Origin of the sequence: Stenotrophomonas sp. NPDC077659 (assembly GCF_050268705.1) — a bacterium.
Taxonomy (GTDB): domain Bacteria; phylum Pseudomonadota; class Gammaproteobacteria; order Xanthomonadales; family Xanthomonadaceae; genus Stenotrophomonas.
The window spans coordinates 24,416-40,438 of the sequence record NZ_JBNNHG010000021.1; the positions used below are offsets into that span (position 1 = coordinate 24,416).

At 61.0% G+C, this 16,023-nt stretch carries 11 protein-coding genes and 1 pseudogene; 3 read left to right on the forward strand and 9 right to left on the reverse strand.

Translation table 11 applies throughout. From position 1 onward, the window contains the following. Window positions 1–608: 608 nt before the first annotated feature. The gene (locus tag ACQKDV_RS05225) at window positions 609–1,358 is read right to left on the reverse strand and encodes a response regulator (protein ID WP_427782723.1); all 750 of its coding nucleotides are present in this window, start codon (window positions 1,356–1,358) and stop codon (window positions 609–611) included. A gap of 1,684 nt (window positions 1,359–3,042) precedes the next feature. Here ACQKDV_RS05225 and ACQKDV_RS05230 point away from each other — a divergent pair. Further along, window positions 3,043–3,315, forward strand: a complete 273-nt coding sequence (locus ACQKDV_RS05230) for a hypothetical protein (RefSeq protein ID WP_427782724.1) — start codon at window positions 3,043–3,045, stop codon at window positions 3,313–3,315. Window positions 3,316–3,402: 87 nt separating this feature from the next. Here the strand turns inward: ACQKDV_RS05230 and ACQKDV_RS05235 are convergent, their stop codons facing one another. The 8 genes and pseudogenes from ACQKDV_RS05235 to ACQKDV_RS05270 form a co-directional block, all read right to left on the reverse strand. Beyond that, window positions 3,403–3,687, reverse strand: coding sequence for a hypothetical protein (locus tag ACQKDV_RS05235; RefSeq protein WP_427782725.1), 285 nt, complete (start codon window positions 3,685–3,687; stop codon window positions 3,403–3,405). Between the two features lie 65 nt (window positions 3,688–3,752). Further along, entirely contained in the window at window positions 3,753–4,310 is a 558-nt protein-coding gene (locus ACQKDV_RS05240) for a hypothetical protein (RefSeq protein ID WP_427782726.1), read from the reverse strand. Continuing rightward, a complete protein-coding gene (locus ACQKDV_RS05245; protein WP_427782734.1) occupies window positions 4,294–4,836 on the reverse strand; it encodes a DUF7380 domain-containing protein in 543 nt (180 codons plus the stop codon). The genes ACQKDV_RS05240 and ACQKDV_RS05245 overlap by 17 nt, the downstream gene beginning before the upstream one ends. Next, entirely contained in the window at window positions 4,821–5,357 is a 537-nt protein-coding gene (locus ACQKDV_RS05250) for a DNA-binding protein (protein ID WP_427782727.1), read from the reverse strand. Before ACQKDV_RS05250 ends, ACQKDV_RS05245 begins: the two co-directional genes overlap by 16 nt. Before the next feature lie 302 nt (window positions 5,358–5,659). Beyond that, window positions 5,660–6,712 carry a hypothetical protein gene (locus ACQKDV_RS05255; protein WP_427782728.1) on the reverse strand — a complete coding sequence of 351 codons (1,053 nt, stop codon included), beginning with the start codon at window positions 6,710–6,712 and terminating at the stop codon, window positions 5,660–5,662. 292 nt (window positions 6,713–7,004) lie between these two features. Next, a pseudogene (locus tag ACQKDV_RS05260) lies at window positions 7,005–7,169 on the reverse strand (SapC family protein); the annotation flags it as partial. A gap of 227 nt (window positions 7,170–7,396) precedes the next feature. Then, the gene (locus ACQKDV_RS05265; protein ID WP_427782729.1) at window positions 7,397–8,719 is read right to left on the reverse strand and encodes a hypothetical protein; all 1,323 of its coding nucleotides are present in this window, start codon (window positions 8,717–8,719) and stop codon (window positions 7,397–7,399) included. Between the two features lie 184 nt (window positions 8,720–8,903). Then, window positions 8,904–9,821 (reverse strand): DNA-binding protein, encoded by a 918-nt coding sequence (locus ACQKDV_RS05270; RefSeq protein WP_427782730.1) that lies wholly within the window; start codon window positions 9,819–9,821, stop codon window positions 8,904–8,906. Between the two features lie 105 nt (window positions 9,822–9,926). On the opposite strand from ACQKDV_RS05270, the gene ACQKDV_RS05275 reads away from it, so the two are divergent. Both ACQKDV_RS05275 and ACQKDV_RS05280 read left to right on the forward strand, forming a co-directional pair. Continuing rightward, window positions 9,927–11,006: a site-specific integrase gene (locus ACQKDV_RS05275; protein ID WP_427782731.1), complete on the forward strand. Its 1,080-nt coding sequence runs from the start codon at window positions 9,927–9,929 to the stop codon at window positions 11,004–11,006. A gap of 496 nt (window positions 11,007–11,502) precedes the next feature. Beyond that, window positions 11,503–14,547 (forward strand): TrlF family AAA-like ATPase, encoded by a 3,045-nt coding sequence (locus ACQKDV_RS05280; protein ID WP_427782732.1) that lies wholly within the window; start codon window positions 11,503–11,505, stop codon window positions 14,545–14,547. The last annotated feature ends 1,476 nt before the right edge of the window (window positions 14,548–16,023 follow it).

Below are 16,023 nucleotides of genomic sequence, written 5' to 3' on the forward strand. Positions count from 1 at the left end.
CGTCTTGCATGGTCGCGGCACCGCGCATCTGCAGTACCCCTCGCAGGCGATGGGCGTGGCGGCACAGCGCCCGCCTCGGCGGCGGCCAGCGCGGCGTGCATGTTCGCCACCCGGATGATCTGCGCAGACGGATGGCGTTCGGTGATCCAAACGGGGTAGGGCCCACCCTTGACGGCCGCCACGCGCAATGTGCGCAGGCCTGCAGCATCGTGGGGCCATGGGCTGCCCAAGCGACCCGCCAGTACGGTGTCGCCCCCATCGAATGCACGCGATTCGATCAACCCTGGGCAAGGAGGCTGCAGATCGTTGGCCGAGCCTTGCACCAGCACGATATCTGCCTGTCCTGCACAGATCGCGGCAACCGCAGCACGGGCGCTGCCGTAGGGATGTTCGACGAAGTCCAGGCCGGAATGGTGCGCGGCCAGAGCGGCATAGCCACGCGCAAGGGCAGGGGGGCACACCCGCCTGGACGGAGCCAGGAAAGGGACGCAACTGCGGCGCAATGGCAACACGTATCGGCTCATCGCCGCGCCATGGGGCCGGCGCGTCCTTTGCGGCCGCACTGGCCAACAGGCTCCAGGCCAGCGACCGTCTCTGCCTGGCGGAACTCACAGGGATTCCAGTCGCGCGCGCAGCGCGTAGATTTCGGCGTCGTTTCGCAGGCCCAGCTTTCGCAGCGCCGCGCTCTTCTGCGTGCTGACCGTCTTGATGCTGCGATGGCGCCGCAACGCAATTTCCGACATGGTCAGGCCGCCCAGCAACAAGTGCAGCACCTCGCGCTCATTGCGGCTGAGCGGCTCCGGCGAAGGGGGTAGTTTGTAGGCTGGCGGCAATCGGCGAAGCCCTTGGGAGACGCGGACCACAGCCTCCGACAGCGCAGGCAACGGCTCGCATTTACTGACGTAGCCACTGATTCCCGCATCAAGCAGCGCGTGGATTTCCGCATTCGATGACTGCCCGGAAAATGCCAGTAGCGCGGCCCTTGGCGCGCACTCACGGAGCTTCAGAACCAGTTCCGGACCGGCCAGATCGCGGGGGCCCAGGATCATGTCGATGATGGCCACATCGACCGGATGAGCAGCCATGTATTGCAGCAGTGGCTGACTATGGCCGTGGCTGGCGACGATCCTGAAGCGCCCATCGGTGCCGAGGTGCTGTGCTACGCCAAGACGTACAACGTCATGATCGTCAAGCAGTACCAGCCGAAGACGACGCGGTGCCGGGGTTCCGTTCATGCGCAATGAGGTGATCGTCGCCCAAGGGGCGTGGCGCTCATTCTGGCGCTGCGGTCGCGGCGAACATCGAACAAGTACGATTTTTGCGATTTTTCCTAAAAATTCGATGCAGATGCGACGCATTCGGGCCGCAATCGGGCGTGGATTTGGTGATGTCCGAGGGTCAGGAGTCTGCTGCGGCGATCAGATTTCAAGACGTTTCCGAGACCCAATTAATGTGACGCGTCACGCCAAGTATGGTTCCGTCGGGTGATGGGTGGCCGACGTCATTCGAATCCTCGCCAGCGCCTCAGCTGCCCTCAGGGCGTTGTCACAATGACGGATCGCCGGTAGCCACGCCCGGGCCATCTACGAAATGATTCGCCCAGACCAATCCAATTATCGTCCAGTGCGGACTTCCGCAGGAAGCCGGGACGCTGGCCGGCATTGAACGGCTATGCGGTGGCCGGGCGCACTTTGCCATTGCACCGAAAACGCCTGGTTGCCAAGGAAGACTGCAATGGGGGCGTCGGTGGCGGACTCATAACATAATATACATTATGCGAAATAAGAGGCGCGCGGCGCAGACTGCGTCGCTGGGCTGCTTTCGTCGGTTCTGCCTATCTGATTGCCGCGGACAAATGACGAAGCAGGTAAATCTGTTACCAAGCGCCATGTAAATCTGTTACTTGTTCAGCAATGACTGTGTGTGGCCAGGCAAATCCTTCTAGGTTGGCCGTCGAACGTCAAGGCTGACGTTGTAGCTCGATCTCACGCCTAGACAGGATCTCTTCCCGGCGCAGTAGATCTGACTCCCAGGCACTTAGAAGATCAATGAGCGGACGCCATGGACTGTCCTCTGGTAGTGCATCTTCCAACAGCTTCATTCCGCGAGGAGCATCCGAACTTGGCGGTTGCCCAGCGATCTCTCCATTAGCCGTCCGATTCGACGGAAGCACCAAATGACGACCGTACTGAGCATAAAACGCCTCGACGAAGCCCTTGAGCTCGGGGCCTGAGCCGCGCCCCCCGAGTTCTCGTCGGAGATTCCGCTGAGTGCTGAACAGTCCTCTGTGAAGAAGGGAAATTATTGCTGAGAAGGCTTCGTCTTGATTGATTGGATCGCGCACAGTCCCGCTCCTGATGCGAGGGTCTGAGCCTCATTCTGCGCCGATTTTGACTCCCATCAAGTGCCCTCTCCTATTCATGCCCGCACTACGATTAGCGCGCGGAAACGCGCCCATGTCTTTGCGGATCACCAAGTAACCTGACAGGCTCAGTGGGTTGAGACATTTCCCCCACAGGTTACCTGAGTGACAAGCCGTGGCATTCTTGCGGCATGCGCTGGGATCTACCACCGGAAACGACCGCATCTGCTCATGCCAGGGCGGACGTCACGACGGATTGGCTCGATGCGGATACGTTCGAGGCCCTACTGAGTCCGGACGCCCTCCAGGGCCGGACCCTGCAGCAATGCATGCAATCTGACGACGTTTTGGGCGTGTGGATTGCAGAGCGGAGGCGCTATCTCTTTCCTCCGTGGCAGCTCGACCCTGCTGGGACACCACGGAGTGGCCTCTCTACAGTGCTGGCGCTACTGCGTGGTAAATTCGGCGTTTCAGGCGGCAGGCCTACGTCGGGCTGGGAGGAACTCGAATGGCTTGTTGCTCCCCACGCTCTGCTGCAAGGTCGCACTCCATCAGACATGCTGGCTTTGGAGCCTGGGCTGGTGATTAACGCCGCGCGGCAAGACTTTTCTGCCTGGAGCGCGGACGCAAGATGGTGACGGAACTTCCCCAAGCCAGGCGCGACCAAGGAAAAGGAGCCCATGCTGGCGATCGACGCTGCGCGCATGCTGGTGCATTGGAACCAGAGCCATCCGGATAAGAAGCCGGCGCAGCGGGTAACGGACAAGATCGTAAAGCACACTGGTCAGTTGGCTGTCGATGCTGGCTGGGCAGGCGCGGCTGTCGTCAAGGATGCGATCTCAGGTCACACCTCCGGCATGGTGCTCTTGCGGCAGAAGAAGACCACCATCACGCCCGATATCATTGAAGGTGTGGCAGTTGTGCAGAAGCCGTTGAAGATCAAGAAGGACTAGTCGTCAGTAGATTTGGAGCGGGTCGTGCCGCACACCACGACCCGCTCCTGGCATTGGCACGGCCGTCAAGCGGTCGTTTATAGACTCTCAGGAGAACCGGCGCTTGGTTATTTCCGCCCGGTCTTCATCCGTCAAGTCATCGATGTGGACGTATTGCGTGCCCTCACCTCTGGGCGGCGAGATCAAGCGTGTGACATCCGCCGCATGTTCCTTCCCAAGCCGGGGAGAAATCAGGCCGACCACCGTGCCATCCGGGTCAATTCGCCATAAGGCCACGCGATAGTAAGTTCGGGGAAAGCTGGCTCCCTCACCATTCGGAAAAGTAAAGTACCAGCCGTCAGCCGGCAGGTGCGTTGATGCGTCGTTGGCCACTAGCTATCACTCCGAAAGTCTTGGTTGTAGGTAATCGTTAGCGGCGAAGGGTCGACCTTCTTAAGTCATTTGTGGGATTTTTCTTTGAAGCCTGAATGACTGATTGCCAATGCACCTGCAATGAGTAGCGACAGCCCTGTGCCAGTCCATGCGACCCAAACGAACGCTTTCTGAAATGCTTCCTTGGCGGCTGCGGCAACCGCTGCCCCCTGCTCCGCCGGAAGATTCTTGGCGATGTGTAACCAGTGATCTACATTGCCGCCCTCACTACTTGCAAAACGCGGATGTAGTGGCAGCTCGAAGGAGTGGGTAAACCCTGCAGCCAGGATGCTGCCAAGAACTGCGATCCCCAGCGCTCCGCCCAGTTCAAAGGAGACCTCTTGGATCGATGCCGCCATACCCGCTTTATCCATCGGTGCGTTCCCGAGAATCGCGCTGGAGGCGACGGTGACGCAGGTGCCTAAGCCTATGCCGAACAGGCCCAGCGACAAACAAAGCAGCAATGGGCGCTTGTCGAGGACAAGCGAATTATCCCCCTGCCCGATTCGATCACTTTGGACGAGGGGGCCGCGTTCCCAATCAACTTCGTCACCGCCTACCAAGCCCTCAGGCGTGTTGGCCAATCTCGGCTTCACAGCAACTGATATCACCGGTGGCCATGGCGGAACCATCGAGCGAGGCGCATCCGCCGCGGTCCGCCTTGCGCTGCTGCCCGATGACGGCCCTACAGGCGGCTTCTTCGGTGCTGACGGCAGGGAGCCCTGGTAGTCTGCTAAAGGAGCTCCACACCTGGCGCTGGAACGTCTCGTCCTTCTTCTTTGCTTTCCAGCCCAGATCCAACGCTCTGCGAAGGTGGTCGACGGTGTTGATGTCCACATCCGCCGTGGTCGCTTCCACCTGGCGGACCAAGCGTAGATATGCATCGGCACCGAGCGCAGCAAGCTCATGGATTTCACGGCCCTTGGCACCGTCCGACGCCAGGGCGACGTCCGCGCAACGAGCTCTGAGCCAGAGCAGTTGCGTGTTCCGCGCGATCGCTGTCGCCGCGGCGAAGTCATTGGCGTCCATGTCCCCCAGCCCTGCGCTCCAGCGTTCCGGGGTGATGTATCGAGGCGTCAGCAGCACGTCGCTTCCTACCTGCAGGTGCATGGAGGCAAGGCAGGCGACGAACACCAACAGTGCCGCTGTTGCGGTGTCGCCTCGGCCACCGCTAGCTGCAAGTTCTGCCGAGCGCGCTCCTGGTCACGGTCAGCGCGCTCGGCAGCCAGCTGGTCGCGGTGAGCGTCCAGCACGGCCTGCTCGGCCGCCCCGGCGGCGCGGGCATGCTCGGCGGCCGCTTCCAGCGCCGCGTTCCAGCAGCGTTGCGCCAGCGCGGACACCGCGCCCGGTACATCCGGGCGCTCCTGCTCACGGGCACGCTGGCGCAGTCGCGCACCGACGCTGCCCCACCAGCTGTCCAAGTGACGGGTCACGCTATTGGGCGAGCCGGTGCCCAGGTGGGCGCGGATCCGCTCCACGGTGGGTCGTTCGCCCTGGCTGACGATGTCGTCGGCGGCGTCATGGACGTCCAGATCGGTCAGGCCTCGAGCCGTAGCAGGGTCTGATTGCCGCGGACAAGTTGCCCATGTTCCGGAGGAAACCCGCCTCTTTTGTCGCGGATACTCGCCCATGTTTTCGCAGAACCCCGAATAAGATGCCCTGTTTTTCGCGTTGCCGCGGATAAGGTGCCCCTTATTTCATTAATGGCCCACTTCCGCCAGTACAGGCGGATCGCCCGATCAGTCTGCGTAGAGATGATTCGCGACAAGCCAACTATCGGCAAGAAGAATCCGGCCGGAGTTTCCTTCGCACCCTGGACGAACCCGCGGAGCATTCCAGTCATCAGATTCATGGTCGTCACCTCGCCCAATGGTGGATCAGATGTATCGGTACCGGGAGAATGGCAAGCTCCTGCAAGAGCACCCGCCGCCTCTCAGTTGATGAGGTCAGCGTTCTCGTACAAGGGTTGAAGGTCGGCCAGGGTGATCTTGGCCTGACAAAGAAGAATAAGCGCGAAGTACAGATAGCAGAATAGGAACGTCCAAGACGCAGCGGTGACCGAGTCGCCGGAGGCCGAGAGGCTGTTCAATCGTGAAGCGGCATTTCCGTGTGCCGCATTGTTGCGACTCGCATAGAGAAGCGGGCGCACCAGGAAGGACAGCCAGTGCTGCTGACTGTTGAAGCTCCCTGTCACGGTGCCGCTTGTCACGCTGGCCCCTAAAGCCTCCTGCCGGAGCAGAAGGCTGGCTTGGTGGACAAGCGCCCTTGCCTTCTTGCCATCTTGTGGCTTGATTCCAAAGTCCAGTTCCGTCCCGCAGGACGACTCTGTAATGGCGCACAACTTGGCATACTTCACGCCCATTGAGCTCTTGAGCTTGTCAAGGATGCTCTCGAACTCTTTTTTGAACGACCAATATGCTGCAGGAACGAGGATCAGCCTGACAGCCATGGTGGGGGGCGCACTGGCGTTGTGCTCCTCAACCGCGATGCCGCGGAGGATGTACTGCGCCACAAAGTTGAAGTTCCTCGCTGGCGCATTTTTTAGGTAGCGCTTGATCAGATCCCCGATCGAAATGCCTTGCGCAATCAAGGTTGGAGACGGCGTGGTTGGCACTATCTGATTCAGTCGGGCAGCGATTTCACTTAGCGAGAAGTCGATGGACCTCTTGTCCGTCAACGTTCCTGAGGCGGCGCCCTGCGGACCGCTGAGGAAAAGATCGTTGTAGGAGTTATTGGTGGCTGACCACAGCGAATTGAATGCTAGATCCGGCCGTCGTGGCAGCTGCGAATAGGCATCCAGGAGGCTGGTTGCGGCAACGTACGGGATGTTCACAGGGTTAGACCACGACGTCGGGCTCAGGCTACGGAAGTGCGCGTACCAAGCAAACCGCGCGTGATTCTTTGGGAGCATCTGTGCTTCATGCCGTGCCAGCGAGTAGCCGGTGACCATTTCGCCGAGAATTTCTAGCCTTGTTTTCTGTGGCATGCGCGACCTGACGTCCGTTGTCTGGAGGAAGTGGATCTATCGCTACCGGCGATCAGCGGCGCGTGCTCACGACTATATCGGCCCCTGCCGTCCAATCTTGAGCGAGCCACTGCTGGCACCCAACCGCGCGGCATCGCCCATCCGCAAGGCGATTCCGGCGGAAACTACCTTAGCGCGTACGCTGGACCTGCATGGGGCGGCACCACTCGATTGAGCCCATGCGCGGATGCTGCCATCCGTGCTGAAGCGCTGGCACGGAGGCCACAGGGTGACCGCCATGCCACTAAACAAATCAGGCCGCGTTGCGCCCAGCCTGGCGATGGGTCAGGTCGTTGAGGCGACGCAGCGACATCAGGTGCTGGTGGATTAGAGCCAGCCAGCCGCTGCGGTGCTATTCGACCACCGTGGCGTCCGGCAGCGCGACGAACTTCTCCACATCCACCACGAAAAAGCCATTTCGGATTGCGGAATATCAATCTAACTCATCTCTTCCAGTAGCTGCGGAAGGTGGTTGCGGTCCATGTAGCCTGCCGTTACCCGTGGTCCTCGACCGAGTGCAACGATAATCTCACAACTTCGATGTCCAAGCCGTGCAGCAGCCTTCGACTGATGAGGTTAAAAAGTTTCTTGAGTGCGACCCCGTCGGGACCTTGATCAATGCAGGCAGCAAGCGCTAGCAGCTTGTCACCATTTGACCCGCCAGACGCCGCCGCCAGTGCAGGTTCCACAGTGCTGGACCTGACTCCATTCGGCCGTACCCTCAAGGCGGACAATGCCCTTCTTTGCCTTATCGGCTTTGGAAGCGTTCTGCCATGACGTGTGTCCACAATCCGCGATCGGCACCAGAACGTCATAGTTGGATTTGCTATGGATCTTTTTGTAGAAACGGACGTCCCCGCTGGGCGGCTTAGTGGGTAGAGGCGGTGGGCCTGCGTCACCGGGAATGGCCAGCGGCTGAGCTTGGCTTTCCTGCGCTTCACGAAGTTGCTGATGCAGGCGCGCAATGGTCTGGCGGGCTTCTTCCAGCGCCTTTTCACCTTCGAGGTTTGCTGCGCGCAGCGCTTCAAGCTCGTCATTGCGCGAGGTCTCATCGGTGGCCGCTGAGATCATGCGCGCCCGCCGGGCCTTGAAGTCAGTCATCGGCCGCGGTTCTACCACCGCCTCTGCCGACGCTGCCAGGACGCGCTGCCGCACCTGGCCAACAAACCGATCACGCGCCTGCTCATCAAGGCTTTCATCCGTTGGAAGCAGCTTGGATGCTGTCCAGACAGTTGAGTACAACCGTTCTGAGTCACCGGTCTTGGGCCAGTAGAGTCGGGCTGCCCCCAGATAGCACGAGTTGAGCTTTCCCACCTTGGAGCTCAGGCCCCAGGATGCATCATCATCAATGGAAACCACCTGCGCCAGGCCGGCCAAATCGTAGGCGAGTTTTTCGCCAAGACCCGGCAGCAGTTCCTCACCATCCAGGTCGCAAATTACAACGATTGGATGGACCCGCGATGCGTTCTGGATGGCGTCGGCCAACCGAATGCCATCGACCTCCCCTGTGGCCTGGATCAGCTCATTGGGCGCAGCCTGCCCGTTGAACGACCAGGCCGGCCATTGCTGCAGGATCTCGCGGACAATCCTTGGGCATTTGGCACTGACGATCTGTGGTGCCACCATCGACCCGGTGGATTGGGCAGACAGGGTGACAAACACCTCGACGGCATCTGGGCGCGAGAGCACCTGAAGTTGGGTTTCAAACAGGAGTTCGGCGCTGGTGAACTCATGCAGTCGCAGCACCGTGAGCTGTTCGCCATCCTGAGACAGGGTCTGCAGTTGGTAACTCCCGTCGGGGTTGCCGCGTGTCCTGGAGCGGAAGCTTCCTGTCTGAGCAATAGGTGACGCGACGCCCTTCTGCTGCAGCCAGGTTGTCACCAGGCCCAAAATCCTCTGGCTCAGCTCCGAGGCCTCAGTGGGGCTGAGATGATCGGCGGTGAATGCATACTTGGCTAACGAAGGCATCGGGTCTCACTTCCTTGAGGATGATGCGCGAACTATCGCGGCGTTGTCGGCAATCTAGACCGTTGATCGGGCGCTCGCAACAGCAGGCCCCTGCCTGCTACGGCAGTGGCCTGGGGCCCGCACTGGTCGCCTGACGGGGGCTGCGTTGCCGCAAGCGCCCGCGGCAGCTGGCCCGCCAGGCGAGCTAGGGTGCAGTCGGAGCGGACCGACGTCGCCCTCGGGGCGCTTGCGGGGTGGCCTTTTCCAAGGCGGCGCGCAGCTGTTGCGGCAGGTCGCCGAGAGCGGCCAGTTGGGCGGCGGATCTTTCGGCCAGTGCCGTCTGCACGTGCAGCTCGCGCTGGGCAGTCGCCATCGCAGCGTCGGCTTGCCGGCGGGCGGTCTCGGCACTGGCGAGATCACGGGCATGCCGGGCATGGGCCGCGCTGGCCGAACGCTCGACCTCGCGCAGGGCTTGCCGGGCGCGATCGATCTCGCCCAAGGCATGCTCTTCAGTGGCACGGATATGGGCACGCAACTCCCCGCGCTCCTGCTCGTGCTGCCGTCCAAGGGCCTCCAGTTGTGCGGTCGTGGTTGCCAGCTGCTGATCCAGTCGATCATTGCGGGCGAATGCGCCGTCACGCTGGCGTTGCAGGTCATCGGCATGGATAGCCAGCTGCTGCAGTTGTTCCCGCAAAGCGGCCACGGCCGTCTCCTGCACGTTGGCCTGATGCCGCGCCTGATCCAGCAGCGCCTCGCGCTCGGCCTGGCGCTCACGCTCGGCCTGCCATTGCGCTTCCCACGTCGCCCGCGCCGCCTCCAGCTCATCGCGTTGGCCGGCGAGCGCAGCGTGGGCATGCTCCGTCGCCATTTCCAATGCCGTGGTCCAACAGCGCTGCGCCAAGGTGTCGACTGCCAGCGGGAGCTGTGGCCGCCCCTGCTCGATCGCGCGTTGGCGCAAGCGTGCGCCAACGCTGGACCACCAGCTATCGAGGTGGCGGACCACGGTATTGGGCGAGCCGGTGCCCAGGTGGGCGCGGATCCGCTCCACAGTGGGGCGTTCGCCGCCGGCGACCAGGTCGTCAGCGGCGTGATGGACATCCAGCTCAGTAATGCCGCGGGCCATGGGGCCTCCAGAGTGTTTGAGGAGCTCAGTCGTGCGCGTACCTCCGATAATGTAGAATTATCGGAAATAGCCGGTACCGCATGTAGTGAGAAGTACATATTACATATGAAAATCATTACTTCACCGACCGTTGATCGGCTCCTCACCCTCCCCGATCCGGCGAAATTGTCTGAAGAGGCAGCGGCCGCCGCCGACCAGATCCTGGCTGCGGCGCGCAGCGCCAACACCATGCGCAGTTACCGTACGGCCCTTCGCTATTGGGCCGGGTGGTACCAGGGTCGCTACGGCCAGCCGCTCCGCCTGCCGCTGCCGGCGGCAACAGTAGTGCAGTTCATCGTCGACCACCGCGAGCGTGACACCCCGGAGGGCGTGCGCTGGGAGCTGCCGGCCGCGCTGGACCAAGCGCTGGTGGCGGCCAGGCTGAAGAGCCGCCCCGGCCCGTGGCGGCTGGCCACCCTCACCCATCGCGTCTCGGTGCTCAGCAAAGTCCATCAGCTGCAGCACCTGGCCAATCCCATCGACAACGTTGAGGTACGCCAACTGCTGGCCAGCGCCCGTCGGACCGCGCACAGACGCGGCGAGCGCCCGCATAAAAAGGCGGCGATCACCCGCGTGGAGCTGCACGCGCTGCTGGCCACCTGCGGGCCCGATCTGGCCGGCCTGCGCGATCGAGCCCTGCTCTGCTTCGGGTTTGCCAGTGGCGGCCGCCGTCGCAGCGAGGTGGCGGCAGCAACCCTGGCCCATCTGCGTGCCCTGCCCGAGGGCGGTTTCGTCTACCACCTGGACCAGGGCAAGACCCTGCAGGACGGACCCAGAACCGGCGGCAGTCCGGACAAGCCGCTATTGGGCGTGGCCGCGACGGCTCTGCAGGCCTGGCTGGACGCGGCCAAGCTTACCGAAGGGGCGCTGTTCCGCCGGGTCTGGGGCAGCCGGGTCGGCCCAGCGCTCAGCGACCGTGCCATCGCGCTGATCATCCGACGGCGCGCCACCTTGGCGGGACTCGAGGGAGACTTCGGCGGTCACAGCCTGCGCTCGGGCTTCATCACTGAGGGTGCCAGACAAGGGGTCGCCCTGCCCGCGCTGATGGCGATGACCGACCACCGCTCGGTCGCCAGTGTGATCGGCTATTACCAGCACGGTCGGGTGGCCGACAATCCGGCGGCGCAGCTACTGGAGGAGCCGTGACCGCCCGAAGCCGGGGGGGGGGCTGCTACTGACACTGGGGGGTGCAGGGATCCTGCTGTGGCAGCCCGATTGTAGGCGGCCCGCAGTACAATCGGCCTCAGCACCGTGTGCGCGGAGTTCGCACAGAAGGAGGGGGGATGGATCCATCGAGCTGCATGTATCGCCAGAACGATTGGAATACATCCGAGCGGTTGTTCAAAGAGGTTCATGCCGGCAACGGGGATGTCATCGTCCCGCACGGCCATAACGACCTTGATCGATACGGCCCAAGGCGGCAGCGTGACGTCTACATCGCTCAACAACCCGCGCGCCCCCCTTCACTGCGAACTACCCTGCGCCCTGTGCAGCCCAGGTGCGGCGCTGGACGGCTCGACGCCGAACATAGGGGCTGATTTGCACGCGCGCAGGGAAGATCCGCGCAGGCGCTTGTGCCTGGCATTCTCCGGCGCGACACGTTGCCACCAGCACACAACTACGAGAACAGGGGAGTTCAGTAATGGAGCGTACGTCGCAAGGGGCGTTGTGGAGAGTATGGGACTTTCACTGCCATACGCCGGCATCGTATCAATGGAGTGGCTCGCCGAACTTGCGTGGAGCCGTTGGCGAGGCCAGGCAGGCGATCGTCAAACAGACAGTTCTTTCACTGAAGAATGCCGAACCGGACGTCTTCGTGATCATGGACTACTGGACATTCGATGGGTACTTGGCGCTGGCCGAGCATGTGCGCCAGCACCCGGAGGAGCTCCCGAACAAGCAGATCTTCCCCGGTATCGAGCTGCGTGTGGAGAGCTCGCTGGACAAGCGACTCAACGTACACCTGGTTATCGATCCCACAGTAGAGCGTCAGGTCCTCCAAGACGTGCTGAATGACCTGAAGGTCAGCCTTCGTGCCGGCGAACGGGGCCTGAGTGAAGCGTGCCTGACGCAATACGCCCGGGAGCTGGGCGCAGACAAACTTGGCCGCCACGGCTTCGATCCTGAGCGTGTGGCCCAGGACGCGGAGTACGCATTGGCGGTCGGATGGCAAACCGCCATGGTGACGCCCCAGTCCTTGGCCAAAGCACTGGATACACTGGGCCCGCGCGGACTGGTTCTGATGCCTTGGGACACTTATGGAGGCCTTAAAGACATTAAGTCGGGGCCGCACTATGCGGAGGTCAGGCGTCACATGACCGCCGCGAGCATCTTCGAGTGCAAGGACCAGGGCAACCGCGACGCCTTTCACGGCGTCAGGTCGGCCGCCAATGACAAGTACTTTGATGCCTTCTGGGAATCGCTGGGGTCGACGCCGCGCTTGTGCGTGCGCGGTACAGATGCCCACAAGCATGCAGACTACGGCGTGTTCCCGAACGGCATGAAGACGTGGATCAAGGCTGAACCCACCTTCCAAGGAATGTGCCACGCGATCAAGGAGCCATCGTTCCGTTCCTACATTGGCGACATCCCGCCCAAGCTCGCGCAGGTGCGAGACAACGGTCGCCTGTTCATGAAGCGATTGAAGGTCATGCGAAAACCCACGGCCACCCTCACCGAGAGGTGGTTTGACGGAACGGACATTGAGCTGAACCCGGATCTGGTGGCGATCATTGGCAACAAGGGTTCAGGCAAGAGCGGCCTGGCGGAAGTTTTGGCCTTGGCCGGGAATTCCAAAGCCCATGAGTACTTCACCTTCCTGATCGATGACCGTTTCAAGAGCGGGGCCACTCAACGAGCCGCAGCCTTCGAGGCAGCGCTGACATGGTGTAACGACGATGTCGGACAAGTGTCGTTGGACCACAGGTTCAAAGAGGATCAACCCGAACGCGTGAAGTACATCTCGCAGGACTACTTCGAGATGCTCTGCAACGATCACATCAATGGACAGTCCGATCAGTTCAGTGCAGAGATTCGGCAAGTGCTCTTCTCCCACCTGGACAGCGCTGACAAGGGATCGCACGCCGGTTTAGATGAGTACCTCGCGGACAAGGAGCGGCCCACGCTCGAGCGCGTCAGCGCTCACCGAGTCGCGCTCGGCGAGATCAACCACGCGCTCGCTGACCTGGAGCGGCAAGCAAGCGCAGGCCACCTCAATGAACTCAGGGAGCGTCTGGCATCCAAGGAGCTCGAGCTGGGTGATCACAACGCAAAGATGCCCGCCGAAGTCCTGAAGCCTGAAGCCAGTAGTGATGACCCGTCCCCGGAGGCGGAGCGCCTTAAGGTCATTGCCGAGGAGCTCGCGATTAGAGAATCAACCCGGCAAAGCTCGGAGGCAACTCGGCGGATGCTTGCGTCACGCCGCACTAAGGTGGCGAGCGTCGCACAGCGCCTGGACGATTACGCCGCACAGGCCGCACAGCTCGGGGCGAGCCTGGAAAAGGAGCTGGAAGAAGTGGCGGTCAACATCCAGCCGTTAATTACCATCGACGTCAAGTCGGGGCTTCTGCGGCAAGTAGCGGCAGATGATGCACTTCATATCGAGCAGCTCGTTATACAGGAATTGGAGCATCAATCCGTGCGACAGGCGCTGGAAGCCGAGCAGAAGCAGCTTCAGGAGAAGCTGGATGGCCCTTCCAAAGCCTACCAAGAGTATCTTGCCACTCGCGCGACCTGGGAGCGCGTTCGCGCCCAGATTGTTGGAACCGACAGTCAGACCGACACCGTGGCTTTCTACAAGTCCAGAATTGCAGAGCTGTCCACCCTGCCCGATCGATGCAGGGAGCTGCAGGCGAAGCAAGATATGATTGTGCGGCAGATTCACCAAGAGCTCCTTTCAATTGCGGAGTCGCGTCGACCACTCTTTGATGGTGTTGAGGAGATTGTCAGGTCAGTTCCGGGCGTGGCTGAAGAGCTCAAGGTCGCATTCCAGAGCTCGCTGTTCTTTGATCGATCTGCCTTCTTCGAAAGTTTCTTTGCGCAGATTAAGCAGAACACGGGCGGCTTCCGTGGCGAGGTGGAAGGAGCATCGAAACTGAGTGGACTGATTCGCTCGATAGACTTCAACGACACGGAGAAGGTTGTTGCGGGCCTGCGAGCTATTCGCAACGAGATCACGCAGAATGGCGACAACGAACTGCCTTTGCTGCCGATCCTGAGAGCAAAGGTTGAGGCGGCGGACTTCTATGACTCCCTGTTCGATCTTCGCAACTTGGAGGCTAAGTTCTCACTTAGCTTGGCAGGCACAAGCATTCAGCAAATGTCGCCGGGACAACGAGGTGCACTGCTACTAATCTTCTACTTGCTGGTCGACACTGATCCAACCCCTCTGATCCTGGATCAGCCAGAGGAGAATCTCGACAACCAGACGGTCTACTCAATGTTGGTTCCGATCATCCAGCGAGCTAAGCAGAGCAGGCAGATCGTGATGGTGACGCATAACGCCAATCTGGCGGTGTGCTGCGATGCTGAGCAGATCATTCATGCGGAGTTTGATCGCGCTGCCGGTTTCGTTTTGCGTTATCAAAGTGGGGCGATTGAGAGCATGGAGCTGAATCGGTCGGTGCTCAACGTGCTGGAGGGGACCACTCCAGCATTTGAGAATCGGCAGGCAAAGTACCTCCACTAATAGAGGTGCCGACGCTCGCCCTCTCGCGAGCGTCGGCTGCACTGAATGTGGACAGCAGCTCGAGTTTCGCCCCCTGGCTCAGAGAGGGAGGTCCGGCGCAATGCTCCTGGGGACATGGCGCACCTTATCGGCCCGCTTGAGAATCCGCTCCCTTTCTCGCCCCAGAGCGATGACATACGCTCGATCCTCTTGTCGAACGCGGCCCTTGTCGCAATAAGCGAGTTTCTTCTGTTCGTGCAAGCGCAGGTGAATCGGGCAGCTCTGGCGCGCACCTGGCTGATGCAGCGCCCAATGTGGGGAAGGACCGAATAGATCACACAGCATGGACTGCCTGTTTGAACGGTCGACCAGCGAGTGTAGACGGGCAAGATTTGCAATCCACGCCTCGAACGAGCTTATATAACTGGACGCCGTCGCGTGCATGTCTGGCAACCGGATAGCGACCTCAGAGCGTCGATTCCCAGGGAGACGATCTATGCGAGACACGCTCATCCGCTCGGAAATCTCGCAAAGCTCCTCGCGCCGCTGCAGTAGCCATACGGCGTATGCCTGGCCGGCACAGCATAGGTGCGGCCTTAGAGTCACGGGAGCCCATCTATTTCGCTGAGTGCGGCCGCCGCCTACTGTTCTCATCGCATGGATTCGGCAGCTGGAGTGTCCTCTGAGATAGGTACGCCTAATTTGACGTGCAATGCACCTAAGAAGCTGCTCGTATGGCCTGATGGCAGCCTCGTGATCATCGGCAGGAAGCGGTAGCAGGAGTGCGGTCTTTGGACGCTGCTTGAAAGAGGTTGGTGTTGGCAACAGCGCTTTCCGTACCATCGAGTTCGGGAACTGGATCAGTGCGTACCAGTAATTGCCTGCATTGCTCTCAGCGCGATTTCCGCTCCAGCGTATTGTCGATTCACCGCTGTGAGCCCTCTGGCAACCGTCGAGCGAGTCATTAGCAGCCCTAAGCCAACGGTGCAATTGGTCTAGGGTTCGCGCGTATGACGCTGTCTTACGGGCGCTCAGTGCACCGGACACGTCGGACTGCAGTAGGGCTCTCCCGCACGATTTACATGTGAAGCCGTGCACCAGAGTCCCTTTCGTGTCCAAAGCAATTCGACAGGACGGGCAACCGGTCCTCAATCGCACTCGATGCAGGACGCAGCGAACAAATCGGTCATCTTGTTGATATTGGTAGTGTCTCCCAACTTGGATGCAAGCTGGACAGTAACGGAGAGCTTCAGCATCCAACCATCTGATTGGCTCAGCCAGGACTGACTGAACATCGCGCAGCTGGTCCGAATGGTTGTGCGGGCGTTGGTCGTAAAGCCCCTGCTCCGAGAGATACACGGTGGAGCGCGAAAGCAGAAGGCACCAGTCTTGGCGACCATTCATCCACTTAGCATCGAAGCCGTTGAACAGGGTGGTCTCAACCCCCCACGTCAGAGTAGTTGTCGCCCGGATAAGATCCTGCAGTGGGGCGATAAC